Origin of the sequence: Serratia sp. CY32780, assembly GCF_052169135.1 — a bacterium.
GTDB lineage: Bacteria > Pseudomonadota > Gammaproteobacteria > Enterobacterales > Enterobacteriaceae > Serratia > Serratia sarumanii.
The window spans coordinates 214348-240554 of record NZ_JBJNLI010000002.1 but is presented as its reverse complement, the minus strand read 5'-3'; the positions used below and the strand labels follow the sequence as shown (position 1 = coordinate 240554).

Genomic DNA, 26207 nt, shown 5'->3' with positions numbered 1-26207 from the left:
GGGATTATAGAGCTTTGTGGCGATATGTTCGACGGGTTTGTTGGCGCGGGCTGCGCGGGTTTGTTAGCATAGCGCGGCGCATGGCAGGCATGGCGCACCACAACGGGTAGGAATCGGCATGGCATCAAAACGCGACTGGCTGTTACAACAACTGGGTATTACGCAGTGGACATTGCGCCGCCCGGGCGTGTTGCAGGGCGAAGTGGCGGTCAGTCTGCCGCCCGAGGCGCGCCTGCTGGTGGTGGCGCAGACGCTGCCCGCACCGGACGATCCGCTGTTTTGCGACGTGCTGCGCAGCCTGGGGCTGACGCCGGCGCAAACCTACAGCCTGACGCCGGAACAGGCGGCGATGCTGCCTGAAGAGACCGCATGCAACAGTTGGCGGCTGGGCGTGGCGGAACCGCTTGCGGTCGCCGGTGCGCAGCTACACAGCCCGGCGCTGGCCGAGCTTTCCCAAGACGCGGGGGCCAAACGCGCCCTCTGGCAGCAGATTTGTCATCATGAACACGATTTCTACCCTGACGGCGGCCGACCTGGCCACGGCCTTCACCATTGAGCAAGCCAGCCACGCTTTCCCCTGGACGGAAACCACCTTCGCCAGCAATCAGGGCGATCGCTATCTTAACCTGAAGCTGAGCGCCGACGGGGAGATGGCGGGGTTCGCCATCACGCAGATCGTGCTGGACGAAGCCACGCTGTTCAACATCGCCATTCATCCGCAGTACCAGCGCCGTGGCTTTGGCCGCCTGTTGCTCAACGCGTTGATTGAACGGCTGGAGAGCCGCGGCGTGGTCACGCTGTGGCTGGAAGTGCGCGCCTCCAACCAGGCGGCGATCGCGCTGTATGAAGATCTCGGTTTCAACGAGGTCACCGTGCGCCGCAATTATTACCCGAGCGCCCACGGCCGCGAAGACGCGATCGTGATGGCGCTGCCGCTGGCGTAATCCGTCCGGCCGGTAAAAGCATTGATTGTCACCGGTTGGCAAATCGGCGAAAATGCCCGGCTGTTATCTTTTATTCACCGCTTTGCCCGGCGCCGCGATCGGCGCGTTCTGATGATGTCGCAGGGCGGACTAACCGTAGAACCTGAAAACCATGTCTCCTAGTGAATTTGCCCGCGAAGTCTCCAAAAGAAGAACTTTCGCCATCATCTCGCACCCCGATGCCGGTAAAACCACCATTACCGAAAAAGTACTGCTGTTCGGACAGGCGATCCAGACCGCCGGTACGGTAAAAGGCCGCGGCTCCAGCCAGCACGCCAAATCCGACTGGATGGAAATGGAAAAGCAGCGTGGGATCTCGATCACCACCTCGGTGATGCAGTTCCCGTACCGCGACAGCCTGGTCAACCTGCTGGATACCCCGGGGCACGAAGACTTCTCCGAAGATACTTACCGTACTCTGACCGCCGTCGACTGCTGTCTGATGGTGATCGACGCCGCCAAGGGCGTTGAGGATCGCACCCGCAAGCTGATGGAGGTTACCCGTCTGCGCGACACGCCGATCCTGACCTTCATGAACAAACTGGACCGCGATATCCGCGATCCGATGGAAGTGATGGATGAAGTCGAGCGCGAACTGAAGATCGCCTGCTCGCCCATCACCTGGCCGATCGGCTGTGGCAAGCTGTTCAAGGGTGTTTACCACCTGTACAAGGATGAAACCTACCTGTACCAGACCGGTAAAGGCCACACCATTCAGGAAGTGCGCATCGTCAAAGGCCTGAACAACCCGGAGCTGGATGCGGCGGTGGGTGAAGATCTGGCGGCGCAGTTGCGCGATGAGCTGGAGCTGGTGCAGGGCGCTTCCCACGAGTTCGATCAGGAGGCTTTCCTGAGCGGCGAGCTGACCCCGGTGTTCTTCGGTACCGCATTGGGCAACTTCGGCGTGGATCACATGCTGGACGGCCTGGTGGCCTGGGCGCCGGCGCCGATGCCGCGCAAAACCGACACCCGCGAAGTGACGGCGGCGGAAGAGAAATTCACCGGCTTCGTGTTCAAGATCCAGGCCAATATGGATCCGAAACACCGCGACCGCGTGGCCTTTATGCGCGTGGTTTCCGGCCGCTACGAGAAGGGCATGAAGCTGCGCCAGGTGCGCACCGGCAAAGACGTGGTGATCTCCGACGCGCTGACCTTTATGGCCGGCGACCGTTCGCACGTGGAAGAAGCCTATCCGGGCGACATCATCGGCCTGCACAACCACGGCACCATTCAGATCGGCGATACCTTCACCCAGGGTGAAGACATGAAGTTCACCGGCATCCCGAACTTCGCGCCGGAACTGTTCCGCCGCATTCGCCTGCGCGATCCGCTGAAGCAGAAACAGCTGCTGAAGGGGCTGGTGCAGCTGTCCGAAGAGGGCGCGGTGCAGGTGTTCCGTCCGATCGCCAACAACGATCTGATCGTCGGTGCGGTCGGTGTGCTGCAGTTCGACGTGGTGGTAGCGCGCTTGAAGAGCGAGTACAACGTGGAAGCGTTGTACGAGTCGGTCAACGTGTCGACCGCGCGCTGGGTCGAGTGCGACGACGTGAAGAAGTTCGAAGAGTTCAAGCGCAAGAACGAGATCAACCTGGCGCTGGACGGCGGGGACAACCTGTCCTATATCGCGCCGACCATGGTGAACCTCAACCTGACGCAGGAACGTTATCCTGATGTGACCTTCCGCAAGACGCGCGAACACTGATCAATCGGCAGGGCGCCCAGTGCGCCCTGCACGCCTCTCCTATTCCCACTGCGCTAATTAATAAACCTCCCTCATATTTTTCTTGCGAACCTAGGACACCAGGCGATGTTCGTTCGGCCTGCATTTTTTGTCTAATGGTCTATCTTTAACGGGATGTCCGCACATTGCTTGAGAGTAAATCACTGCAATACGCTATTTGTTTGGTGAGTTATTCTGATGTGTTGCCGATAGGAGACAGTCAGTGTCTTTAAATATCAATGAGATAGCTATATTTCAGTTTTGTGTGACTTAGCCTGTCGTCAATAGGCGACAGTTTTTTGGCTAAAAATCCAACGTCTGATTTATTTTCTTTGATTTTTAAGGGTTTTTTTGAGTTGGCACGGCCGTTGCAATATTCCTGTCGTGAACGCTTAATCGTATAGCGATGATGAAGTATTTACCGAGAAGGCCGCGTGAAGGTGGCCGCAGGGTTCCGGCGCTCTGGCGTTGTGAGCCCCCAACAAAAGGAAGAGATCGATGAAAAAGACCAAATTTGCACACTCGCTGATGGCTGTTGTATTGGGTTCTGTGTTGGTCAGCGGCAGTGCGCTGGCCGAAGAGAGTCTGCTCAACAAGGCGTCTAACGCCGCGGACAGTGCCGGTGCCAAAATCGATAGCTCCATGAAAAAAGTTGACGGTTACATGGATGACAGCGCGATAACGGCTAAAGTTAAAAGTGCGTTGGTGGAAGATAAAACCATCAAAAGTTCCGACATTTCGGTGAAAACCGAAAAAGGCGCCGTGACCCTGAGCGGGTTCGTCGGCAGCCAGGCGCAGGCGGAGCATGCGGTCGCTGTCGCCGGCAAGGTGGAAGGCGTCAAGACCGTCAGCGACAAGCTGCACGTGAAAGATGAAGCCAACCAGTCGATCAAATCGTATGCCGGCGACACCGCCACCACCAGCGAGCTGAAAGCCAAGCTGCTGGCCGATGACATCGTGCCGTCGCGCAATGTGAAAGTGGAAACCACCGATGGCGTGGTGCAGCTTTCCGGTGAGGTGAAAACGCAGGCGCAGTCTGAGCGTGCGGAAAGCATCGCCAAGGCCATCGACGGCGTGAAAAGCGTGAAAAACGACCTGGTGGTCAAGCCGTAATCCCGCCAGGCGCCCGTAACAAGTAACAACAAGCCGCATCGGTCGGGCCGTGAAGGCGGCCCGACATGTACCACCAAAAAAAGAAACTGATTTGCCGTCGACGTCCCGTTGTCGGGGCGGTAGACGGCAGCGAATTTTTTCACAATGGTAAGGAGAAGCTTATGTTTCGTTGGGGCATTATCTTTTTAGTCATCGCGCTTATCGCTGCGGCACTGGGGTTCGGTTCGCTGGCGGGCACCGCCGCCTGGGCGGCTAAAATCGTGTTTGTCGTCGGCATTATCCTGTTCCTGGTCAGCCTGTTCACCGGCCGCCGGCGCCCTTAGCCGGCCGGTATTTTCCTGCAAACTGTAACAAAGCTTAATTCCTTTTCTCACGTCGGGGAGGGCCGGCCATGAACAGCGACATCATCGTCGGGCGCTGGAAACAGCTGAAAGGCCAGGTATGGCAGGCATTGGCCGAATGGTCCGGCAGCGATTGTGTCTGGCTGGCCGGCAGTAATGATTTCCTCGCCGGCGTGCTGCAAGAGGATTACGGAAGAGAGCGAGACGCGGTATCCTCGGAGAAAACGTCTCACTGAGGATGCCAAGTTGGGATACAGAATACCCATCACGCTCGGCAATATAGAACCGCTGGCGTCTAAGCCCTTTCGGCCAGGCAAGATGGCGCTGGTCTGCGAAGGCGGCGGCCAGCGCGGCATTTTCACCGCCGGCGTGCTGGACGAGTTTCAGCGCGCGGGCTTTAACCCTTTCGACCTGCTGATCGGCACGTCGGCCGGCGCCCAGAATCTGTCCGCCTACATTTGCGGGCAGGTGGGCTACGCGCGCCGGGTGATCACCCGTTACACCACCTCGGCTCAATTCTTCAATCCGCTGCGCTTCGTGCGCGGCGGGCATCTGATCGATCTCGATTGGCTGGTTGATACGGCGGCGGCGCAGATGCCGCTGGCGATGGACGTAGCGGAACGGCACTTTACCGACGGGCGCGAGTTTCTGCTGTGCGCCTGCCGCAGCGACGATTTCGAACCGACCTATCTGCCGGCGCAGCGCGAGCGCTGGCTGCCGGCCATCAAGGCGTCCAGCGCCATTCCCGGCTTCTATCGCCAGGGCGTGGAGCTGGACGGCATCAGCTATCAGGACGGCGGCATCAGCGATGCGATCCCGGTGGAAGAGGCCTATCGCCGCGGCGCCGACACCATCGTGGTGATCCGCACCGTGCCTTCGCAGATGTACTACACCCCGCAGTGGATGAAGCGCATGGAACACTGGCTGAGCGACAGCAGCCTGCAGCAGATGGTGCGCATCCTGCAGCATCACGAGCAAAGCTATCACCGCATCCAGCGCTTTATCGAGAAGCCGCCGGGCAAGCTGCGCATCTTCGAGATCTTCCCGCCGAAGCCGCTGGCCAGCAATGCACTGGGCAGCCGACTGGGGTCGCTCAATCAGGATTATCACCTGGGGCGCCGCTGCGGCCGCTATTTCCTGGCCACCGTCGGCCAGTGGATGGCGCAGCCGGAGCCGGACGGCATGAAGGTGAAAAAAGCGCTGTCGCGCCGCCTGATCCAGCCGGAGAACGTCAGAATGCCTTCGCCGATCGTGACCGACATCGTCATGCCGTCCGATCTTGGCGCGCAGCCGGAGGCCGCGGTGGTGGCGCCGAAGATCATTCTGCCGGGCGATCTGCCGCCGGGTGAAGGGGGCGCGCTGTGAGCTATGCCTTTACCGACACCCACTGTCATTTCGATTTCCCGCCCTTTACCGGGCATGAGGGCGAGAGCCTGGTGCGAGCGGCAAGCGCCGGCGTCACGCGCATCATCGTCCCGACGGTCACCGCCGATCGCTTCGCGCGGGTGCTGCGGCTGGCGCAGGATCACGCGCCGCTGTTCGCCGCGCTGGGGCTGCATCCGCTGTATATCGCGCAGCATCATGAGCCGCAGTTGGAGCAACTGGCGGCGCTGCTGGCTGAACGGCCGCGCAAGCTGGTAGCGGTGGGGGAGGTCGGGCTCGATCTGTATATGGACAACCCGCAGTTCGAGCGCCAGCAAAGCGTGCTGCTGGCCCAGCTGCGGCTGGCGAAACAGCATGACCTGCCGGTGATCCTCCATTCGCGCCGCACCCACGATCAGCTGGCTGCGGCCCTGCGGCGCGTGCAGCTGCCGCGCCGCGGCGTGGTGCATGGCTTCGCCGGCAGCCTGTCGCAGGCGCAGGCGTTTATCCGCCTCGGCTATTACATCGGCGTGGGCGGCACCATCACCTATGAGCGGGCGCAGAAAACGCGCGGCGTGATGGCGCAGCTGCCGCTCGAGGCGCTGTTGCTGGAGACCGATGCGCCGGACATGCCGCTGGCGGGCTATCAGGGGCAGCCGAATCGCCCCGAACGCGCCGCCGAGGTGTTTCAAACGCTGTGCGAGCTGCGGCCGGAACCGGCCGACGAGATCGCCGCCCATCTGCAGCGCAATGCTCAGGCGCTGTTTGCCATGCCGGATTGATGAGGTGATAACGTGACCTGCGTCACGTTATAAGATTTTCATTTGCGTCTCGTTGTATGCATTTGTGACATAAATCGGTGCGAGAGTGACCTCGCTCAGTATAATCCCCCCGAAACTCTCCAATAGCAGACCTCTCTTTATGAGCAGGGATGTATTTTATTTTTTGCAACAGGGAAACTTTGCATGCAACTCATCATGAGCCTAGTCGGCATGGCGGTGCTGATCGCCATTGCGGTGCTGCTCTCCAGCAACCGCCGGGCCATCAAACTGCGCACCGTCGCGTGGGCGTTCATCATTCAGGTCGGCATCGGCGCGCTGGTGCTGTATGTGCCGCTGGGCCGCAGCATCCTCGGCAGTATGTCGAACGGCGTGGCAAACGTTATCGCCTACGGCAATCAGGGCATTTCGTTCATTTTCGGCGGGCTGGTGTCCGACAAGATGTTCGAGGTGTTCGGCGGCGGCGGCTTCGTGTTCGCGCTGCGCGTCCTGCCGGTGATCGTGTTCTTCTCCTCGCTGATTGCGGTGCTGTACTACCTCGGCATCATGCAGTTGGTGATCCGCGTGCTGGGCGGCGGGCTGCAAAAGCTGTTGGGCACCTCGCGCACCGAATCGCTGTCGGCGACCGCCAACATTTTCGTTGGTCAGACCGAAGCGCCGCTGGTGGTGCGTCCGTATATCGCCACCATGAGCCAATCAGAACTGTTCGCGGTGATGTGCGGCGGCCTGGCCTCGGTGGCCGGTTCGGTGCTGGCAGGGTACGCGCAGATGGGCGTGCCGCTGGAATACCTGATCGCCGCGTCCTTCATGGCCGCGCCGGGCGGGCTGCTGTTCGCCAAGCTGATGGTGCCGGAAACCGAGCAGACCCACGATAAAGACGATGCGATGAAGCTGATCGCCGAAGAGGATCGTCCGGCCAACGTGATCGACGCGGCGGCTTCCGGCGCGGCCTCCGGCATGCAGTTGGCGCTGAACGTCGGTGCGATGTTGCTGGCGTTTATCGCGTTGATCGCCTTGCTTAACGGCATTCTCGGCGGTATCGGCGGCTGGTTCGATTATCCGCAGCTGTCGCTTGAACTGATCCTCGGCTGGGTGTTCTCGCCGATCGCCTTCCTGATCGGCGTGCCGTGGAGCGAGGCGATGACCGCCGGTTCGTTTATCGGCCAGAAGATCATCGTCAACGAGTTCGTCGCCTACATGAACTTCGGCGCCTATCTGCGTCCGGACGACGTGGTGGCGGCGGAAGGCCTGCAGGTGCTGTCGGCCCATACCAAGGCGATCATCTCCTTCGCGCTGTGCGGCTTCGCCAACCTCTCCTCGGTGGCGATCCTGCTGGGCGGTCTGGGCAGCATGGCGCCCAACCGTCGCCACGACATCGCGCGTTTCGGTCTGAAGGCCGTGGCGGCGGGCACGCTGTCCAACCTGATGAGCGCCACCATCGCCGGTTTCTTCCTGGCGCTGTAAGCCATCCCGGAGCCCGCGACGGCGCGACCGATCGCGGGACTCCGCCTATACTCTAAGCAACGCGGGTGCTTGCCGCACCCGCGATCTTCAGCCGCTTCTTTAGCGAATTTGTGAACGATATCGCGTTATTTTGTGATGCTCTTCACATATAATTCCGGTCTGTTACAGTGCTATTTCATATAGTGTGACGATGAACGCGAATCGCCCTTGGCATTCGTGTTCAAATAGCTATTACTGGCCGGCCGCAAGGCGGGTGGCCATGTGCGGTGAGAAGGATCTCAGTTGCCGCCGAGGGAACGCCGTTCCCCTGCGCTATCTTCATGGAACCAAGTCCGCTCGCCAACACCCAGGTACTCAGTTGGAGAGTTTTATGACCGAATTAACCGCAGCAGCGCAACGTGCGCTGAACCTGATGGATTTAACCACGCTGAATGATGATGACACCGACGAGAAAGTAATCGCCCTCTGTCGTCAGGCCAACAGCCCGGCCGGCCACACGGCGGCCATCTGCATCTACCCGCGTTTTATCCCGGTAGCGCGCAAGGCGCTGCGTGAGCAAGGCACGCCGGATATCCGTATCGCCACCGTGACCAACTTCCCGCATGGCAACGACGATATCGACATCGCGCTGGCGGAAACCCGCGCGGCCATCGCCTATGGCGCGGATGAAGTGGACGTGGTGTTCCCTTACCGCGCGCTGATCGCCGGCAACGAACAGGTCGGCTTCGAGCTGGTGAAACAGTGCAAGCAGGCTTGTCAGGCGGCCAACGTGCTGCTGAAAGTGATCATCGAAACCGGTGAGCTGAAGCAGGCCGACCTGATCCGCAAGGCGTCCGAAATCGCCATCAAGGCCGGGGCGGACTTTATCAAGACCTCCACCGGCAAGGTGCCGGTCAACGCCACGCTGGAAAGCGCCGAGCTGATGATGTCGGTGATCCGCGATCTGGGCGTGGCGAAGACGGTGGGCTTCAAGCCGGCCGGCGGCGTGCGCACCGCAGAGGATGCGCTGCATTATCTGCAACTTGCCGATCGTATTCTGGGCGAAGGCTGGGCCGATGCGCGGCATTTCCGCTTTGGCGCTTCCAGCCTGCTGGCCAGCTTGCTGACCGCGCTGGGCCACCAGACCCAGACCGCCGGCGGCGGCTACTGATCGATTTCGTTGGCGGGCGCCAGGCGCGCCCGTCTGCACCGACTCTCGGCGACACAGGGGGATGCCTTGTTCCTGGCTCAAGAAATTATTCGTAAAAAACGCGACGGCCAGCCGTTAAGCGAAGCGGAAATCCGCTTTTTCATCAACGGCATTCGCGACAACGTGGTGTCGGAAGGGCAGATCGCCGCGCTGGCGATGACCATTTATTTCCATGACATGAGCATGCCGGAGCGCGTGGCGCTTACCATGGCGATGCGCGATTCCGGCACCGTGCTGGATTGGAAGAGTCTGGCGCTGAACGGCCCGATCGTCGACAAGCATTCGACCGGCGGCGTGGGCGACGTGACCTCGCTGATGCTTGGCCCGATGGTGGCGGCCTGCGGCGGCTATGTGCCGATGATCTCCGGCCGCGGCCTGGGGCATACCGGCGGCACGCTGGACAAGCTGGAAGCCATTCCGGGCTTCAATATTTTCCCGGACGATAACGCCTTCCGCAAAATCATTCAGGACGTCGGCGTGGCGATCATCGGCCAGACCAGCTCGCTGGCGCCGGCGGACAAACGTTTCTACGCCACCCGCGACATTACCGCTACCGTGGATTCGATCCCGCTGATCACCGCCTCTATTCTGGCCAAGAAGCTGGCGGAAGGGCTGGATGCGCTGGTGATGGACGTGAAGGTCGGCTCCGGCGCCTTTATGCCGACCTATGCGCTGTCGCAAGATTTGGCGCAGGCGATCGTCGGCGTGGCCAACGGCGCGGGCTGCAAGACCACCGCGCTGCTGACCGACATGAACCAGGTGCTGGCCTCCAGCGCCGGCAACGCGGTGGAAGTGCGCGAAGCGGTGCGCTTCCTGACCGGCGAATACCGCAACCCGCGCCTGCTGGAAGTGACGCTGGCGCTGTGCGTGGAAATGCTGTTGTCCGGCGGCCTGGCGCAAGACGAGGCCGACGCGCGCGCCAAACTGCAGGCGGTGCTGGACAACGGCAAGGCGGCGGAGGTGTTTGGCCGCATGGTGGCGGCGCAGCAGGGGCCGATAGACTTCGTCGAACGCTACGATAGCTATCTGCCGGCGGCAACGCTGAGCAAGCCGGTGTATGCTGAAAAGCCGGGCATCATCAGCGCCATGGATACCCGCGCGCTGGGCATGGCGGTGGTTTCGCTGGGCGGCGGCCGTCGCCGGGCGAGCGACGCCATCGACTACAGCGTTGGTCTGACCGAAGTGGCGCGCCTGGGTGATAAAGTGGATGCCCAGCAGCCGTTGGCGATGATCCACGCCAACGATGAAGAGAGCTGGCAGCAGGCGGCCGATGCGGTGCGCAGCGCAATGACGCTGAGCGACAAGGCGCCGGAAGCGACGCCGGTGGTGTATAAGCGCATCACGGAATAACCCAAGAATCAGGAACGGCCGCGGCTTTTTCGCGGCCGTCCAAAGCGTGAGAACACGCAGGAGAGCACAGATGAAACGCACATTTATTATGGTATTGGACTCCTTCGGCATCGGCGCTAGCGAAGACGCCGAACGTTTTGGCGACCAGGGTTCCGACACCCTGGGCCACATCGCCGAGGTTTGCGCGCGCGGTGAGGCCAACGTGGGCCGCCAAGGGCCGCTGACGCTGCCTAACCTGAGCCGTCTGGGCCTCGGTAAAGCGGCTGAAGAGTCCACCGGCAACTTCCCGCAGGGGCTGGACCGCAACGCCGACATCATCGGCGCTTACGCTTACGCCAGCGAGCTCTCTTCCGGTAAAGACACGCCGTCGGGCCACTGGGAAATCGCCGGTGTGCCGGTGCTGTTCGACTGGGGCTACTTCAAGGACGAGCACAACAGCTTCCCGCAGGCACTGCTGGACAAGCTGGTCGAGCGCGCCAAGCTGCCGGGTTACCTGGGCAACTGTCACTCGTCCGGCACCGTGATCCTCGATCAGCTGGGCGAAGAGCACATGAAAACCGGCAAGCCGATTTTCTACACCTCCGCCGACTCGGTGTTCCAGATCGCCTGCCATGAAGAAACCTTCGGCCTGGATCGCCTGTATGAGCTGTGCGAAATTGCGCGTGAAGAGCTGACCGAAGGCGGCTACAACATCGGCCGCGTGATCGCGCGTCCGTTCGTCGGCGACAAGCCGGGCCACTTCCAGCGCACCGGCAACCGTCACGATCTGGCGGTAGAGCCGCCGGCGCCGACCGTGCTGAAAAAGCTGGTGGACGAGAAAGGCGGTGAAGTGGTGTCGATCGGTAAAATCGCCGACATCTACGCCAACGTCGGCATCACCAAGAAGGTGAAGGCGACCGGCATTGACGCGCTGTTCGACGCGACCCTGATCGAAATGGAAAAGGCCGGCGACAACACCATCGTGTTCACCAACTTCGTGGACTTTGACTCCTCCTATGGCCACCGCCGCGACGTGGCGGGCTACGCTGCCGCGCTGGAGCTGTTCGACCGCCGCCTGCCGGAGCTGCTGAAGCTGGTGAAAGACGAAGACATCATCATCTTCACCGCCGACCACGGCTGCGACCCGACCTGGCCGGGCACCGACCACACCCGCGAACACATCCCGGTGCTGGTTTACGGCCCGAAAGTGAAGCCGGGCTCGCTGGGCCACCGCGAGACCTTTGCCGACATCGGCCAGACCGTCGCCAATTATTTTGGCCTGTCGCCGATGGATTACGGTAAGAGCATGTTCTAAGCCCTGTTTTTCAAGCCGCAGCGTTGTTAGCTTCACGCGTGAACCCCAGTCACTTACTCAAGTAAGCTCCTGGGGATTCACCCGCTAGCTGCCTGGCTGCAACTCGACATTCAAGGCTCAGATGTTTGACGTTTTTATTAAATAAGATTTCTAAAGGAAGAAAATTATGGCTACGCCGCACATTAATGCTGAGATGGGTGATTTCGCTGACGTAGTACTGATGCCGGGCGATCCGCTGCGTGCAAAATACATCGCCGAAACCTTCCTGGAAGGCGCGGTGGAAGTGAACAACGTGCGCGGCATGTTGGGCTTCACCGGCACCTACAAAGGCCGCCGCATCTCCGTAATGGGCCACGGCATGGGCATCCCGTCCTGCTCCATCTATGCGCGCGAGCTGATCGCCGAATTCGGCGTGAAGAAGATCATTCGCGTGGGATCCTGCGGCGCGGTGCGTGACGATATCAAACTGCGTGACGTGGTGATCGGCATGGGCGCGTGCACCGATTCCAAGGTGAACCGTCTGCGCTTCAAGGACAACGACTACGCGGCGATCGCCGATTTCGACATGGTGCGCAACGCGGTCGACGCGGCGGCGGCGCAGGGCATCCCGGCGCGCGTGGGCAACATCTTCTCCGCCGATCTGTTCTACACGCCGGATCCGGACATGTTCCAGGTGATGAAGAAGTACGGCATCCTGGGCGTGGAAATGGAAGCGGCCGGCATCTACGGCGTGGCGGCGGAGCTGTACGAAGAGTTCGGCTGCAAGGCGCTGACCATCTGCACCGTGTCCGACCACATCCTGCGTCACGAAGCGACCACGGCGGCGGAACGCCAGACCACCTTTAACGAAATGATCGTTATCGCGCTGGAATCCGTGCTGTTGGGCGACAAAGCGTAATACCCCGGCGGGCGTCATCATGGCGCCCGCCCGTCAATCTATTCATTCCGCTTGGCCAGTTTTGGCTAACGCTTTACCTTTCAATTGGTTGTGGATCCCGTTGTTACGGACAATCTATTCACCGAAAGGACAAAAAAACGGCACGAGCGCATTCAGCGCCTGGCCTGAGTTACCCCTGCTTCGGCGCTTCCTGTTTTTTCTCCGGCGCATCCTCTTCGTCGTCTTCCACCGTATTGCCTTCTGCCAACGGCGTGTTGGCGGTCAACAGATACGGCGACTGCTGCCAGCGGCTGCGGCGGTGTTGCAGCAGGGTGCGCGCCAGAATGATGCCGATCGCCAGCGCCAGCAGGATCATCAGGCGCAGCAGGTTGGTGGTGTTGTCCACCTGCTTGGATTCGGTCGCCAACACGTGGGTGTCGAGGGTGATGCGGATAAAGCCGATCGGGCCGTCTTTGCCCTGAATGGATTCGACCAACTGGTGGTTGAAGTAACTGCCGGCGCGTTTGCCGTCGAGCGACAGGCGATCGCGTATACTTATCTGTTCCCCGGCGTGGGAGACCAGCGTGCCGTCCAGCTGATACACGCTGACGTCGAGAATGCGGCTGTGATCGGTGAGCTGCTTGAGGATGGCGTCGATGCGCGGGGTGTTGCCGTCGTCGTCCAGCAGCGGCGCCAGGCTGTAGGCGACCTGTTTGGTCAGCGTCTGCGCCAGTTCTTCAACCTGCTCGGATCGCGCCATTTGGTGACTCAGGCTAAAATAAGAGGCGCCCTGCATCAGCAGCACCAGCAAAGCCAGGCAAATCAGGATAATAGCGGTGCGGTGCAGGCGAAATTTCAGTTTAGCGCGAGCCATGCAGGTTCCTTGGGCATCGGGGACACTTTATGTTGCCAGAACCGCTGGCGATAGGATAGCTTGATGCGTCGTTTTATCATGCAGCGTTTTTGTCCATTCAGGAGTCAATGATGTCAAACAGTCTGACCTATTGCGATCTTCCGGCGGAGATCTCTCAATGGCCGGGTCTTCCCCTTTCGCTCAGCGGCGACGAAGTGATGCCGCTGGACTACCGGGCGGGCAATACCGGGTGGCTGTTATACGGCAGAAAGCTGGACAAGGCGCGCATTACGCAATTCCAACGTAAGCTCGGCGCGGCGATGGTGATCGTCACCGCCTGGGGCGTGGACGACTATCAGGTGGTGCGGTTGGCGGGCACGTTGACGCCGCGCGCCAAGCTGTTGGCGGCGGAGAGCGGGCTGGACGTGGCGCCGCTCGGCAAGATCCCACACCTGCGCACGCCGGGGCTGCTGGTGATGGACATGGATTCGACGGCGATCGAGATCGAGTGCATCGACGAGATCGCCAAGCTGGCGGGCGTCGGCGAGCAGGTGGCGGAAGTCACCGAGCGCGCGATGCGCGGCGAGCTGGACTTTACCGCCAGCCTGCGCCAGCGCGTCGGCACGCTGAAAGGGGCCGACGCCAACATCCTCAAGCAGGTGCGCGACGAGCTGCCGCTGATGCCGGGGCTGACCAGCCTGGTGGGCAAGCTGCAGGCGATGGGCTGGCATGTGGCGATCGCCTCCGGCGGCTTCACCTACTATGCCGAATACCTGCGCAACCGGCTGCGGCTGGTGGCGGCAGCGGCCAATGAGCTGGAGATCCGCGACGGCAAGCTGACCGGCGAAGTGCTGGGGCCGGTGGTGGACGCACAGTTCAAAGCCGACACGCTGCTGCGGCTGGCGGAGAAGCTTGAGATCCCGCTGGCGCAGACCGTGGCCATCGGCGACGGCGCCAACGATTTGAAAATGATGCAGGCGGCGGGGTTGGGCATCGCCTACCACGCCAAACCGAAAGTGTATGAAAAAGCGCAGGTGGCGATCCGGCATGCGGATCTGATGGGCGTGCTGTGTATTCTCACCGGCAGCCTGAAACACGAAGTGCGATAACGAAAGATTGAGGTAAGACGTGGCAAAAGCGGCAAAACGGGCATTTGTGTGCAATGAGTGCGGGGCGGACTATCCGCGTTGGCAGGGGCAGTGCAGCGCCTGTCATGCCTGGAACACCATCACGGAAGTGCGTTTGGCCGCGTCGCCCGCAGCGGCGCGCAACGATCGCCTCAGCGGTTATGCCGGCGACGCCGGCGTCAGCAAGGTACAGAAGCTGTCGGAAATCAGCCTTGAGGCTCTGCCGCGCTTCACCACCGGCTTTCTCGAGTTCGACCGCGTGCTGGGCGGCGGCGTGGTGCCCGGCAGCGCCATTCTGATCGGCGGCAACCCCGGCGCCGGCAAGAGCACCCTGTTGCTGCAGGTGCTGTGCAAACTGTCCGAACAGATGAAAACCCTGTACGTCACCGGCGAGGAGTCGCTGCAGCAGGTGGCGATGCGCGCTCACCGTCTGGGGCTGCCGACCGGCGGCCTGAACATGCTGTCGGAAACCAGCATCGAGCAGATCTGCCTGATCGCCGAGCAGGAGCAGCCGAAGCTGATGGTGATCGACTCGATCCAGGTGATGCACATGGCGGACATTCAGTCTTCGCCGGGCAGCGTGGCGCAGGTGCGGGAAACCGCCGCCTATCTGACGCGCTTCGCCAAGACGCGCGGCGTGGCGATCGTCATGGTCGGCCACGTCACCAAAGACGGCTCGCTGGCCGGGCCGAAAGTGCTGGAACACTGCATCGACTGTTCGGTGCTGCTGGACGGCGACGCCGATTCCCGCTTCCGCACCCTGCGCAGCCACAAGAACCGCTTCGGCGCGGTCAACGAGCTGGGAGTGTTCGCCATGACCGAACAGGGGCTGCGCGAAGTCAGCAACCCTTCGGCGATCTTCCTCAGCCGCGGCGATGAAGTCACTTCCGGCAGTTCGGTGATGGTGGTGTGGGAAGGCACCCGGCCGCTGCTGGTGGAGATCCAGGCGCTGGTGGATCACTCGATGATGTCCAACCCGCGCCGCGTGGCGGTGGGCCTGGAGCAGAACCGGTTGGCGATCCTGCTGGCGGTGCTGCACCGGCACGGCGGGCTGCAGATGTCGGATCAGGACGTGTTCGTCAACGTGGTCGGCGGGGTGAAGGTCAGCGAGACCAGCGCCGATCTGGCGCTGCTGATGTCGCTGGTGTCGAGCCTGCGCGATCGGCCGCTGCCGAACGATCTGGTGGTGTTCGGCGAAGTGGGGTTGGCGGGAGAAATCCGTCCGGTGCCGAGCGGCCAGGAGCGCATCTCCGAAGCGGCCAAGCACGGTTTCAAGCGCGCCATCGTGCCGCACGGCAACATGCCGAAGAAGCCGCCGGCCAACATGCAGGTGTTTGGGGTCAAGAAGCTGGCGGACGCGCTCGACGTGCTGGAAGAGTTTTATTAATGTCGCCGACGGCGAGTAAGATATGCTATTTTGTTTAGCATACTAAACGGAGGTGGCCATGCCGCAATTTGATTACCTGAAGACGTCCATTAAGCAAAAAGGCTGTACTTTGCAGCAGGTGGCGGATGCCAGCGGCATGACCAAGGGCTATCTGAGCCAGCTGTTGAACGACAAAATCAAAAGCCCGAGCGCGCAAAAGCTCGAGGCGCTGCACCGTTTTCTCGGGCTGGAGTTCCCGCGTAAAGAGGTCAAAGTCGGCGTGGTGTTTGGTAAATTTTACCCGCTGCACACCGGCCACATCTATCTGATCCAGCGCGCCTGCAGCCAGGTGGACGAACTTCACGTTATCTTGTGCCACGATGAACCGCGCGACCGCGAGCTGTTCGAGAACAGTTCGATGTCGCAACAGCCAACGGTCAGCGATCGCCTGCGCTGGCTGCTGCAGACCTTCAAGTACCAGAAAAACATCCATATCCACTCGTTCGACGAGCAGGGCATCGAACCCTATCCGCACGGCTGGAACGTGTGGAGCGACGGCATGAAGGCCTTTATGGAACAGAAGGGCATCGTGCCGAGCTTCATCTATTCCAGCGAAGCGCAGGATGCGCCGCGCTACCGCGAGCATCTGGGCATCGAAACCATCTTGGTCGATCCCGAGCGTTCGTTCATGAACATCAGCGGCAATCAGATCCGCCAGGATCCGTTCCGCTATTGGGACTACATCCCTACCGAGGTGAAGCCGTTTTTCGTACGCACCGTGGCGATCCTCGGCGGCGAGTCGAGCGGCAAATCGACGCTGGTCAACAAGCTGGCCAACATCTTCAACACCACCAGCGCCTGGGAATATGGCCGTGATTACGTGTTTTCGCACCTGGGCGGCGACGAGATGGCGCTGCAGTACTCCGACTACGACAAAATCGCTCTCGGGCAAGCGCAATACGTGGATTTCGCGGTCAAGTACGCCAACAAGGTGGCGTTTATCGATACCGATTTCGTTACCACCCAGGCGTTTTGCAAAAAGTACGAGGGGCGTGAACACCCCTTCGTGCAGGCGCTGATCGACGAATACCGTTTCGATCTGGTGATCCTGTTGGAAAACAACACGCCGTGGGTGGCGGACGGCCTGCGCAGCCTTGGCAGCGCCGCCGATCGCCTGGCGTTCCAGCACCTGCTGGAGGAGATGTTGCGCGCCAACAACATCGAGTACGTGCACGTTGAATCCAGCGATTACGAAGAGCGTTTCCTGCGCTGCGTCGAGCTGGTGCAGCAGCTGCTGGCGGCGGACGCTGGCCGGTTGGCGAATGCGCCCGCCCATTGCCACGCCGCAGGCTGAGAAAATTAGCGGAATGTGCGGTCGCGGCGGCAGAAACGCCTTTGTGGCGCACATTTAACGGCTTGTTTAAACATGGTTCATTCGGTAGCGACTAGGTTAAGATTTTCTTTACAATAACGCTCAGAAGAAGACATGTCTTATCGCTTACTCGTTCTCTGGTTGATCTGCTATGCCGCAGCCTGGACGCTGCTGACCGTTCATCTCGATCCCACTCTGCCTTACGACGCCGTCGAGGCGCTCAACTGGGGCCTCAACGCCGAGTGGGGCTCACCGAAAAATCCTTGGCTGGTCGGTGCGGCGATGCAGCCGGCGATCTGGCTCCCGTGGCTGCCGCTGAACCTGTACTGGTATGGCGGGCACTTCATCGCCATCGCCATCGGCATGTTGGGCGTCTGGCTATTGGCGCGCCGCCTGAGCGGCAGCACCTCGCTGGCCTGGATGGCGCTGCTGACGCTCAACCTGTCCGGCATCATCAATTTCGACATCATTCCCTACAACGACAATTACCTGTTGGTGATGCTGTGGCCGTGGATGGCGCTGTTCTTCCACCTGGCGATCTCGCGTTCGGCCAACTGGTGGCCGGCTTTCGCATTGGTGGCCGGTCTGGCGATGATGGCGAAATACTCGACCTTCGCCTTCGTCTATTTCGCGGCGCTGTCGACGCTGTTCGTACCGCAGATCCGCCGCTGCTATCGCCAGCCGCAGTTCTATCTGGCGGTGGCGATCTGGTTGGCGCTGGTGCTGCCGAACCTGTTCTGGCTGTGGAACCATGACTTCGCCGCCTTCAAGTGGGTGGATTCGCAGATCAAGATGCAGCTCAACCTCGATATGCTGCAGTCGCTGCTGCTGGTGTTCTATCCGTCGCTGGCGCTGTGGGTGATCCTGCGGCGCAGCGGGGCGGTGCTGGCCTGGCCAGCGGCGTTGCCGATGCGGGTGTTGCTGTGGGTCTACCTGTTGCCGCTCGGCATCATTACCTTCTGGTTCTCTTTCAACGTCGGCGGCCGGCTGACCGAGTGGCTGCAGCCGTTCTTCATGCTGGCGCCCGCGCTGCTGGTCGGCTGCGTGCGCCAGCCGCCGGTGCGTTCGCTGCGCGCGGCGACCATCGGGCTGATGTGCGCGGCGCTGGCGGTCTATCTGGGGTATGCCGCGGTGATGCTGGGCAACGTGCGCAACGCCGGCCAGAAAATGGTGGGTATCAAGGCGTTCAGCGTCGGAGTGGAGCGGCTGTGGCAGGAGCGGTATGGCGTCAGCCTGCGCTACGTCGGCGGCGAATACCTGTCGCAGTGGATGACGGTGTACGCCGGCTCCCGGCCGCAGACCATTACGCGCTGGTCCAATCATACGCGCCCGAATATCTACAACGTCAACATCAGCTATCCGCAGATTGCGCAGCACGGCGTCGCTCTGTTCGGGCGGTTGGGTGAAGACTGCGCGCACAGCGACTTCGGCGGCGAGCTGGCCCACTGGCCGAAGATGCGCCTCGATTGGCAGCAGACGCTGACGTTCCGCGCCGATCCGCATGCCGACGAGCAAGCGCTGTGCGTCGGCTTCGTTCGTCCGCAGTAACGGCGGCGCAAAACGCCGCCGCGATTCAGGCTTAGTAAGCGATAACCAGCTTGCCTTGCATATGGCCGCCGAGCAGCCGTTGATGCGCGGCGGTCAGCGTTTCTACCGACAGCCCGTGCAGGGTTTCGCTCAGCGTGGTGCTCAGCTTGCCTTCGTCCAGCAACTGCGCCATCTGCAGCAGGATCTTGCCTTGCTGCGCGATGTCCGGGGTGGTGAACATGCTGCGGGTGAACATGAATTCCCAGTGCAGCGCGGCGCTTTTCAGCTTCAGCGCGTTTTGATCCAACGGCTGCGCGTTCTCGACGATGGTGCAGATATGGCCCAGCGGCGCGACCAGCTCGGCCATCGCCGGCCAGTGGCCGTCGGTATCGTTCAGACAGAGGATGTAATCCACCTGCTCGATGCCGTGCTGCGCCAGGTTGCCCTTCAGATCGCGGTAGTCCACCACCAGATCGGCGCCGCGTTCATGGCACCAGGCGGCGGATTCCGGCCTTGAGGCGGTGGCAATCACTTTCACCTTGCTGCGCAGCGCGGCCAGCGGAATGGCCAGCGAGCCGACGCCGCCGGCGCCGCCGATGATCAGCAGTGTCTTGTGCTCCGGCGCATCCTGAATGTTCAGGTGTTCGAACAGCGCTTCCCAGGCGGTGAGGGCGGTGAGCGGCAGGGCGGCGGACTCGGCCCAGTTCAGGCTGCGCGGCTTGTGCGCGGCGATGCGTGAGTCGATCAGCTGGTGGCTGCTGTTGCTGCCGGGGCGGGTGATGTCGCCGGCGTACCACACTTCATCGCCGGGCTTGAAGCCGCTGACGCCGCTGCCCACCTCTACCACCACGCCGCTGGCGTCCCAGCCGAGGATGCGCGGCTGCTGCAGGCCGCTCTTTTGCAGACCGGCGTGCACTTTGGTGTCCACCGGGTTGACCGACGCCGCTTTCACTGCCACCAGCAGATCGTACTGGCCGGGAACCGGCATCTCCGGTGAGATTTCGATGAAACCGGCGGGGTTCTGCGGGTCTACGGCAATGGCTTTTATCGACATGATTGTGCTCCTTTTAAATGATGTCCCCAGTGTAGACCCGCGGCAGTGGGGTGATAAGATGGACAATATCTAACGGAGTGTTCGTTTAAGGTGAACAATGGAATTCAAACAGCTGCAGGACATGGCGCTGTTCGCGCTGGTGGCGGAGTGCGGCAGCTTCACCGCCGCCGCGCAGCGCGTCGGGTTGCCGAAGTCCAGCGTCAGCCAGCGCATCAGCCAGCTCGAACAGACGCTGGGGCTGCGCTTGCTCAATCGCACCACGCGCCAGCTGAACCTGACCTTCGCCGGTGAGCGCTATCTGGAACATTGTCAGGCGATGATGTCCGCCGCGGAACGCGCCGATCTGGCGTTGCAGCGGCTGCGCGATAACCCGAGCGGCCGCCTGCGCATTTCAACGCCCGCCGGGCTGGGGGCGACCCTGGTGGCGCGGCTGGCGGCGGATTTTCAGCGCCAATACCCGGACGTTTCGCTGGAGGTGTCGGTGTCCGACGCCATGGTGGATCTGGTGCAGGAAGGCTTCGACGCCGCGCTGCGCACCGGCAAGCCGCAGGATTCTTCGCTGATCGGTCGCCGTCTCGGGTATGCGCCGCGCTATCTGTTGGCCGCGCCGTCCTATCTGGCGCAGCATCCGCCGATCGAACACCCGCAACAACTGCAACAGCATCGCTGCATTGCCCACCGCGCCTGGACGGCCTGGAACCTGCGCTGCGGCGACGACTACTACCGTTGGCAGCTGCCGCTGGCGCACACCACCGACAACCTGCTGTATGCGCGTGAATGCGCTATCGCCGGCGCGGGGATCACGCTGTTGCCGGCGTTTCTCAGCCGCGAGGTGGTGGCGCAGAAGCTGTTGGTGGAAGTCTTGCCGGCGTGGCGCGCGGAGGGCAACGAGCTGTATCTGGTTTACCCGAGCCGCAAGCTGAACTCCCCGGCGCTGGCCTGCTTCATCGATGTGGTGCTGCAGCATCCGGCGTTCGACGACTATGCCCGCGAGCTGCCGCGGGAATAAGAACCAAGGAAGCCCAGGCCGCTCCTGGGTTAAACAAGATATTACGTCACTTGCACGATGCGCTTTCCTGTGTTCTCCCCCGCCAGCAGGCCAACCAAGGCCGCGGGCAGCAGCTCAAAACCGGCGATCAGATCTTCGATGACCGCTAATTTCTTCTCCGCGACCCAGGCCGTGAGCGCCGTCAGCGCCTGTTCTTGTCGGTGAAGGAAGTCGGCCACCAGGAACCCCCGCATCGTCAAGCTGTTGACGATCAGCAAACCGGGGATCCCGGCCGGCGCGGCCGGTGGGGAGGCCGTATCGTACTGCGACACCGCGCCGCAGCAAACAATGCGCCCCTGTTTCGCCATGTGCGGCAGGCAGGCCGCCAAAATATCGCCGCCGACGTTGTCGAACAGCACGTCAATGCCGTTGGGGCACGAGCGGCGCAGGCCGTCATGCAGATTCCCCGCCTTATAATCTATCGCCGCGTCGAAACCCAGCCTGTCCGTCAGCAGAGCCGTTTTGGCGGCGCCGCCGGCAATGCCCACCGTGCGGCAGCCGTGGAGCCGGGCGATTTGTCCGGCGAACATGCCTACCGCCCCTGCGGCGGCGGAAATGACGACGGTTTCACCGGCCTTGGGGCGTCCGCATTCCAGCAGGCCGAAGTAAGCGGTGAGTCCGGGTACGCCGTAAACGCTGAGCAAGTGCGTATGCGGAACGATGTCCGGCTGTTTGAGCGCCTCAGCCGCCGGCAGGGCCGTGAAGGTTTGCCAGCCGGTTTCCGCCAACACGATATCGCCGGCGGCCAGCAGGGGAGAGCGCGACGTGACGACTTCGGCCAGCGTCGTCGCGGCCATGATGTCTCCTGGCTGCAATCCGGAACGATAGGTGACGCCCTGCATCCAGGCTCTGCTGGCCGCATCCAAAGGCACGTAAAGCGTGCGCAACAGAACCTCTCCGGGGCCGGGGATCGGCATCGGGGTCTCGCGAGTCTGAAAACAATCGACGGTCAGCTTTCCCTGTGGGAGTTTGCCGAGGATGATTTGGCGATTCTGCATAGGGGGCTCCTGTTTAAATCTTGCCGAAGATGTCGATGCCGGTGAGTTGCGCCGACAATTCCCACAGGCGTTGGGCCTGTTCAGGATCGACGGCGTAGCTTTTTACGCCGCTGAAGGAAAGGCCCTCGTCATCGTTGCGCCGGGCGATATCGCAGTCTTCGCAATACAATCCGCCAAGGCCATTGAGTTGAGGCGATGTCGCCGCCCACACCTGGGTTGCCGCACCCTGTTGCGGCGTTTTCAGCATTTCCGGGTGGGCGGGTTTGCCGTTGGCGTCGATCCAGTCCAATGCGAGCATCTCTTCCTGCGAGAGGTAACGCTGCAGTGGCGTGGGGATCATGCCGGGATGCAGCGTGAAGGCGCGTACACCGGCGGCTCGTCCTCGTTTGTCGAGGTGCACGGCGAATAACGCATTAGCGGTTTTCGACTGGCCGTAGGCCCGCCACTTGTCATAGCCGCTGTGAAACTGCACGTCATTCCAGCGTATGGCGCTGGCATGGTGGCCGGAAGAGGAGATGACGACAACGCGGGCGCCGCCCGCCAATGCCGGCCAGAGGTGGTTCACCAGCGCGTAATGCCCCAGGTGGTTGATCGCGAATTGAGCCTCCCAGCCTGGGCCGATGCGGGTTTCAGGACAGGCCATGATGCCGGCGCCGCAGATCACCATATCGAGGTGGACGCCGGTCGCCAGAAGATGTTGCGCGAACTCTCTAATGTTGTTCAGATCGGCCAAATCAAGCTCATAAATGTCGACGTTGCTGATACCGGCGAGGGCCAGACGAGTGCGGGCGATGACGGGATCGCGGGCGGCGACAATCACCTGTGCTCCCGCCTGCGTCAATGCGCGAGTCGTTTCCAACCCCAGGCCGGAATGGCCGCCGGTGACCAGCGCCGTCATGCCGGCCAGTTGACGATCTTTGAGCACGTCGGCGGCGGTGGTGGTGGCGTTGAAGCCAGAGCCGATGGGCGTTTGTTCATTGGGGATTCCTCGCTGTGGTTGGCTGTGACACAGGGAGTGTAAATCGGCGTTATCCGGCGGATGAATGCAACAAAAACCTAATTTCTGTCGCCATCGTCCTAAAGTCTTCGGCCAGCGCATCGCGCGGGTTATGCTCTTGCAAGATCTTTATGGGGAGAGGATATGGATCCTTTATCGGAAGTGCTGGCGCCACTGAACAGCCAGAATGCGTTTTTCGGCGGTCTGAAGGCCGGCGGCGACTGGGCCGTTCATTTTCCCGCTCCGCAAGGCGGGAAGTTCAACGCGGTGGTGCGCGGCGGCTGTTGGTTGGCGGCGGAAGGGCTGGCAGAACCGCTGTGGCTGGCGGCCGGCGACTGTTTACTGCTGACTCGCAGCCTGCCGCTGACCGTCGGCAGCGACTTGTCTCTTCCGGCGCTCGACGCCGACGCGCTTTATCTGCAGGCGCAAAACGGCGTGGCGAGCTGCGGCGAGGGGGAAACGTGCCTGTTTATCGGCGGCCGTTTTAGCTTTGGCGAGGAGGTGGAGCGGCTGTTCGGCAGCCTGCCCGCGTTGATGGTGATCCGCGGGGGCACGGAAGAGGCGGCCGTGCTGCAATGGGCGCTGCAGCGGCTGGCGGATGAGCTGGTGAGGCCTTCGCCGGGCAGTACGTTGATGGCGCATCATCTGGGGCAAATCATGTTGACCCAGGCGCTGCGGATTTACCTGATGGGGGAGGAGAGTGCGGCGTCCGGCTGGCTACCCGCTTTGTTCGATCCGCGCATCGGCGCCGCGATGCAGGCGGTACATGCCGATCCGGCCCGGCGCTGGACGGTGGCGGCGTTGGCCGACGCGGCGAGCGTTTCCCGTTCGACGTTGGCGCTGCGCTTCAAGCAGAAAGCCGGCATGGCGCCGCTCGAATATGTGTCGCGCTGGCGCATGCTGCTGGCGGCGCGGGCGCTGCGTACCGGCGGCGAACCGGTCTCCGCTATCGCGCAGCGTTTGGGGTACGATTCCGACAGCGCTTTCAGCCACGCGTTCAAACGCGTGATGGCGTGCTCACCGCGCGACTATCGCCGGGCGCAGGCGTAAAAAAGGCGCCGCATGCGGCGCCTCGGGCATTACTTGGCGATCTTCTTGTACTTGATGCGGTGCGGCTCGAGCGCGTCGGCGCCCAGCGTACGCTTTTTGTACTCTTCGTACTCGGTGAAGTTGCCTTCGAAGAATTCCACCTTGCCTTCATCCTGGTAGTCCAGAATGTGGGTGGCGATACGGTCGAGGAACCAACGGTCGTGCGAGATCACCATGGCGCAGCCAGGGAATTCCAGCAGGGCGTTTTCCAGCGCGCGCAGGGTTTCGATATCCAGGTCGTTGGTCGGTTCATCGAGCAGCAGCACGTTGCCGCCAACCTGCAGCAGCTTGGCCAGGTGCAGACGGCCACGCTCACCGCCGGACAGCTCGCCCACGCGTTTGCCCTGATCGACGCCCTTGAAGTTGAAGCGGCCGACATAGGCGCGGCTCGGCATCTCGGTGTTGCCGATGCGCATGATGTCCTGCCCGCCGGAGACTTCTTCCCACACGGTTTTCGAACCGTCCATGCTGTCGCGGAACTGATCGACGGACGCCAGCTTGACGGTGTCGCCCAGCACGATGCTGCCGGAATCAGGCTGTTCCTGGCCGGACATCATGCGGAACAGCGTGGATTTACCCGCGCCGTTCGGACCGATGATGCCGACGATTGCCCCTTTCGGCACCGAGAACGACAGGTCGTCGATCAGCAGGCGGTCGCCGTAGGACTTGCGCAGGTTGCTGACTTCGACCACTTTGTCGCCCAGGCGTGCGCCAGGTGGAATGAACAGTTCGTTGGTTTCGTTACGTTTCTGGTATTCGGTGTTGTTCAGCTCTTCGAAGCGGGCCAAACGGGCCTTGCCTTTGGACTGGCGGCCTTTGGCGCCCTGACGCACCCACTCCAGCTCTTTCTCGATCGACTTGCGGCGAGCGGCTTCGGCGGACGCTTCCTGCGCCAGACGCGCGTCTTTCTGCTCCAGCCAGGAAGAGTAGTTGCCTTCCCATGGAATGCCCTCGCCGCGGTCCAGTTCGAGGATCCAGCCGGCCACGTTATCCAGGAAGTAACGGTCGTGGGTGATCGCCACCACGGTGCCTTCGAAGTCGTGCAGGAAGCGTTCCAACCAGGCCACGGACTCGGCGTCCAGGTGGTTGGTCGGTTCGTCCAGCAGCAGCATGTCCGGTTTTTCCAGCAGCAGGCGGCACAGCGCGACGCGGCGGCGTTCACCCCCGGACAGGTGGGCGATTTTGGCGTCCCAGTCCGGCAGGCGCAGCGCGTCGGCGGCGCGTTCCAGTTGGGCGTTGAGGTTGTGACCGTCGTGCGCCTGAATGATCTCTTCCAGGCGACCCTGTTCGGCGGCCAGCTTGTCGAAGTCTGCACCTTCTTCGGCGTACAGCGCGTACACTTCGTCCAGGCGCTTCAGCGCGCCGACCACTTCCGCCAGCGCTTCTTCCACCGACTCACGCACGGTGTGTTCGAGGTTAAGCTGCGGCTCCTGCGGCAGGTAACCGATCTTGATGCCCGGCTGCGGGCGCGCTTCCCCTTCGATATCGGTATCGATGCCGGCCATGATGCGCAGCAGGGTGGACTTACCGGCGCCGTTCAGGCCCAGTACGCCGATTTTGGCCCCGGGGAAGAAGCTCAGGGAGATGTTTTTCAAAATATGACGCTTCGGCGGTACCACCTTGCCGACGCGGTGCATGGTATAGACGTATTGAGCCACGTTGCTCTAAGCCTCTCTATATCAGTATTTATAGGATGTCTGGCGGCATGAGTGTAGCCCGTTTCGATCTCGGATCCCAGACATCGCTCAGCGATCGCTAAGTATAACCGTTTATGCGCCGATAAAGGCGCATATTGGTGGCTTATGGCGTGACGACGATCGCGACGCGGCGGTTTTCCGCGCGGCCGCTGGAGGTGCGGTTGTCGGCAACGGGATCGCGCTTGCCCATGCCGCGGGTTTCGATATTGGCGCGCGGAATGCCGACGCTGGCCAGCAGATCGGCCACCGCATCGGCGCGGCGCAGAGAGAGCTGGTCGTTATAGCTGTCTTCACCGTAGTTGTCGGTATGACCGTCCAGGCGGAACTTGGTGATGCCGACGCTCAGCAGCGCGCGGCCCATCTTCTGCACCGTCTCGGTGCTTTCCGGGTTCAGCTTGCCGATGTTGTTGCCGAACAGCACTTTATCCGACAGGCCGAACTCCCAGCCGTTATCGGTCAGTTTGAAGCCCTGCGATTGCAGCAGCGCGATCTGCTCGGGCGTCAGGCCCTGCGGTTTGCTCTGGCAGCCGGCGAGCGCCAGCAGGGCGACGAACACCATCGTCAGCAGTGAAAAACGACCTTTAAACAGTTGCTGTATCATAGTCAA

25 protein-coding genes are annotated in these 26207 nt (G+C 61.7%); 19 read left to right on the top strand and 6 right to left on the bottom strand.

Going from position 1 to position 26207, the window contains the following annotated elements:
* Positions 1-118 precede the first annotated feature (118 nt).
* From ACJ8HH_RS14640 to deoD, 13 genes are all read left to right on the top strand, one after another.
* Positions 119-556, top strand: a complete 438-nt coding sequence (locus tag ACJ8HH_RS14640; protein WP_033637012.1) for a DNA polymerase III subunit psi — start codon at positions 119-121, stop codon at positions 554-556.
* Positions 501-944 (top strand): ribosomal protein S18-alanine N-acetyltransferase, encoded by a 444-nt coding sequence (rimI, locus tag ACJ8HH_RS14635; protein WP_033649119.1) that lies wholly within the window; start codon positions 501-503, stop codon positions 942-944. Before ACJ8HH_RS14640 ends, rimI begins: the two co-directional genes overlap by 56 nt.
* 151 nt (positions 945-1095) lie before the next feature.
* On the top strand, positions 1096-2685 hold the full coding sequence (prfC, locus tag ACJ8HH_RS14630) for a peptide chain release factor 3 (protein ID WP_004933094.1): 1590 nt from the start codon (positions 1096-1098) through the stop codon (positions 2683-2685).
* A gap of 516 nt (positions 2686-3201) precedes the next feature.
* Positions 3202-3816 carry a molecular chaperone OsmY gene (osmY, locus tag ACJ8HH_RS14625; protein WP_033637016.1) on the top strand — a complete coding sequence of 205 codons (615 nt, stop codon included), beginning with the start codon at positions 3202-3204 and terminating at the stop codon, positions 3814-3816.
* 161 nt (positions 3817-3977) lie between these two features.
* The gene (locus ACJ8HH_RS14620) at positions 3978-4139 is read left to right on the top strand and encodes a DUF1328 domain-containing protein (RefSeq protein ID WP_004857650.1); all 162 of its coding nucleotides are present in this window, start codon (positions 3978-3980) and stop codon (positions 4137-4139) included.
* Between the two features lie 68 nt (positions 4140-4207).
* Entirely contained in the window at positions 4208-4393 is a 186-nt protein-coding gene (locus tag ACJ8HH_RS14615) for a CsbD family protein (RefSeq protein WP_033649120.1), read from the top strand.
* Between the two features lie 10 nt (positions 4394-4403).
* Positions 4404-5522, top strand: coding sequence for a patatin-like phospholipase family protein (locus ACJ8HH_RS14610; protein ID WP_033649121.1), 1119 nt, complete (start codon positions 4404-4406; stop codon positions 5520-5522).
* Positions 5519-6301, top strand: coding sequence for a TatD family hydrolase (locus tag ACJ8HH_RS14605; protein WP_033649122.1), 783 nt, complete (start codon positions 5519-5521; stop codon positions 6299-6301). The genes ACJ8HH_RS14610 and ACJ8HH_RS14605 overlap by 4 nt, the downstream gene beginning before the upstream one ends.
* Positions 6302-6484: 183 nt before the next feature.
* Entirely contained in the window at positions 6485-7762 is a 1278-nt protein-coding gene (locus ACJ8HH_RS14600) for a NupC/NupG family nucleoside CNT transporter (protein ID WP_033637021.1), read from the top strand.
* 370 nt (positions 7763-8132) lie between these two features.
* Positions 8133-8912, top strand: coding sequence for a deoxyribose-phosphate aldolase (gene deoC, locus ACJ8HH_RS14595; RefSeq protein ID WP_004933072.1), 780 nt, complete (start codon positions 8133-8135; stop codon positions 8910-8912).
* Between the two features lie 66 nt (positions 8913-8978).
* Positions 8979-10301, top strand: a complete 1323-nt coding sequence (deoA, locus tag ACJ8HH_RS14590) for a thymidine phosphorylase (RefSeq protein WP_019454991.1) — start codon at positions 8979-8981, stop codon at positions 10299-10301.
* 70 nt (positions 10302-10371) lie between these two features.
* Entirely contained in the window at positions 10372-11595 is a 1224-nt protein-coding gene (gene deoB / locus ACJ8HH_RS14585) for a phosphopentomutase (RefSeq protein ID WP_060451827.1), read from the top strand.
* 166 nt (positions 11596-11761) lie between these two features.
* The gene (gene deoD, locus ACJ8HH_RS14580) at positions 11762-12493 is read left to right on the top strand and encodes a purine-nucleoside phosphorylase (protein ID WP_004933059.1); all 732 of its coding nucleotides are present in this window, start codon (positions 11762-11764) and stop codon (positions 12491-12493) included.
* A gap of 169 nt (positions 12494-12662) precedes the next feature.
* Here deoD and ACJ8HH_RS14575 read toward each other — a convergent pair whose 3' ends face one another.
* Positions 12663-13346 (bottom strand): YtjB family periplasmic protein, encoded by a 684-nt coding sequence (locus tag ACJ8HH_RS14575; RefSeq protein WP_060422328.1) that lies wholly within the window; start codon positions 13344-13346, stop codon positions 12663-12665.
* Positions 13347-13456: 110 nt separating this feature from the next.
* On the opposite strand from ACJ8HH_RS14575, the gene serB reads away from it, so the two are divergent.
* The 4 genes from serB (at position 13457) to ACJ8HH_RS14555 (ending at position 18738) form a co-directional block, all read left to right on the top strand.
* Entirely contained in the window at positions 13457-14434 is a 978-nt protein-coding gene (serB, locus tag ACJ8HH_RS14570) for a phosphoserine phosphatase (RefSeq protein ID WP_016929162.1), read from the top strand.
* Between the two features lie 19 nt (positions 14435-14453).
* Positions 14454-15839 (top strand): DNA repair protein RadA, encoded by a 1386-nt coding sequence (gene radA, locus ACJ8HH_RS14565; protein WP_025159617.1) that lies wholly within the window; start codon positions 14454-14456, stop codon positions 15837-15839.
* Between the two features lie 58 nt (positions 15840-15897).
* On the top strand, positions 15898-17172 hold the full coding sequence (nadR, locus tag ACJ8HH_RS14560; protein ID WP_033649128.1) for a multifunctional transcriptional regulator/nicotinamide-nucleotide adenylyltransferase/ribosylnicotinamide kinase NadR: 1275 nt from the start codon (positions 15898-15900) through the stop codon (positions 17170-17172).
* 132 nt (positions 17173-17304) lie between these two features.
* On the top strand, positions 17305-18738 hold the full coding sequence (locus ACJ8HH_RS14555) for a glycosyltransferase family 39 protein (RefSeq protein WP_033649129.1): 1434 nt from the start codon (positions 17305-17307) through the stop codon (positions 18736-18738).
* Positions 18739-18769: 31 nt separating this feature from the next.
* On the opposite strand, the gene ACJ8HH_RS14550 is transcribed toward ACJ8HH_RS14555, so the two are convergent.
* A complete protein-coding gene (locus tag ACJ8HH_RS14550; RefSeq protein ID WP_060388146.1) occupies positions 18770-19771 on the bottom strand; it encodes a zinc-binding alcohol dehydrogenase family protein in 1002 nt (333 codons plus the stop codon).
* A gap of 97 nt (positions 19772-19868) precedes the next feature.
* Between ACJ8HH_RS14550 and ACJ8HH_RS14545 the strand changes: the two genes are divergently transcribed.
* Positions 19869-20780: a LysR family transcriptional regulator gene (locus tag ACJ8HH_RS14545; protein WP_033637033.1), complete on the top strand. Its 912-nt coding sequence runs from the start codon at positions 19869-19871 to the stop codon at positions 20778-20780.
* Positions 20781-20821: 41 nt separating this feature from the next.
* On the opposite strand, the gene ACJ8HH_RS14540 is transcribed toward ACJ8HH_RS14545, so the two are convergent.
* Positions 20822-21817 (bottom strand): NADP-dependent oxidoreductase, encoded by a 996-nt coding sequence (locus ACJ8HH_RS14540; protein ID WP_060451828.1) that lies wholly within the window; start codon positions 21815-21817, stop codon positions 20822-20824.
* Between the two features lie 13 nt (positions 21818-21830).
* Positions 21831-22781 carry an SDR family NAD(P)-dependent oxidoreductase gene (locus ACJ8HH_RS14535; RefSeq protein WP_442520240.1) on the bottom strand — a complete coding sequence of 317 codons (951 nt, stop codon included), beginning with the start codon at positions 22779-22781 and terminating at the stop codon, positions 21831-21833.
* A gap of 177 nt (positions 22782-22958) precedes the next feature.
* On the opposite strand from ACJ8HH_RS14535, the gene ACJ8HH_RS14530 reads away from it, so the two are divergent.
* Entirely contained in the window at positions 22959-23864 is a 906-nt protein-coding gene (locus ACJ8HH_RS14530) for an AraC family transcriptional regulator (protein ID WP_033652884.1), read from the top strand.
* Between the two features lie 29 nt (positions 23865-23893).
* Here ACJ8HH_RS14530 and ettA read toward each other — a convergent pair whose 3' ends face one another.
* Positions 23894-25561: an energy-dependent translational throttle protein EttA gene (gene ettA / locus ACJ8HH_RS14525; RefSeq protein WP_025159620.1), complete on the bottom strand. Its 1668-nt coding sequence runs from the start codon at positions 25559-25561 to the stop codon at positions 23894-23896.
* Positions 25562-25703: 142 nt separating this feature from the next.
* Positions 25704-26201, bottom strand: a complete 498-nt coding sequence (locus ACJ8HH_RS14520) for an OmpA family protein (protein WP_033649136.1) — start codon at positions 26199-26201, stop codon at positions 25704-25706.
* Between the last annotated feature and the right edge of the window lie 6 nt (positions 26202-26207).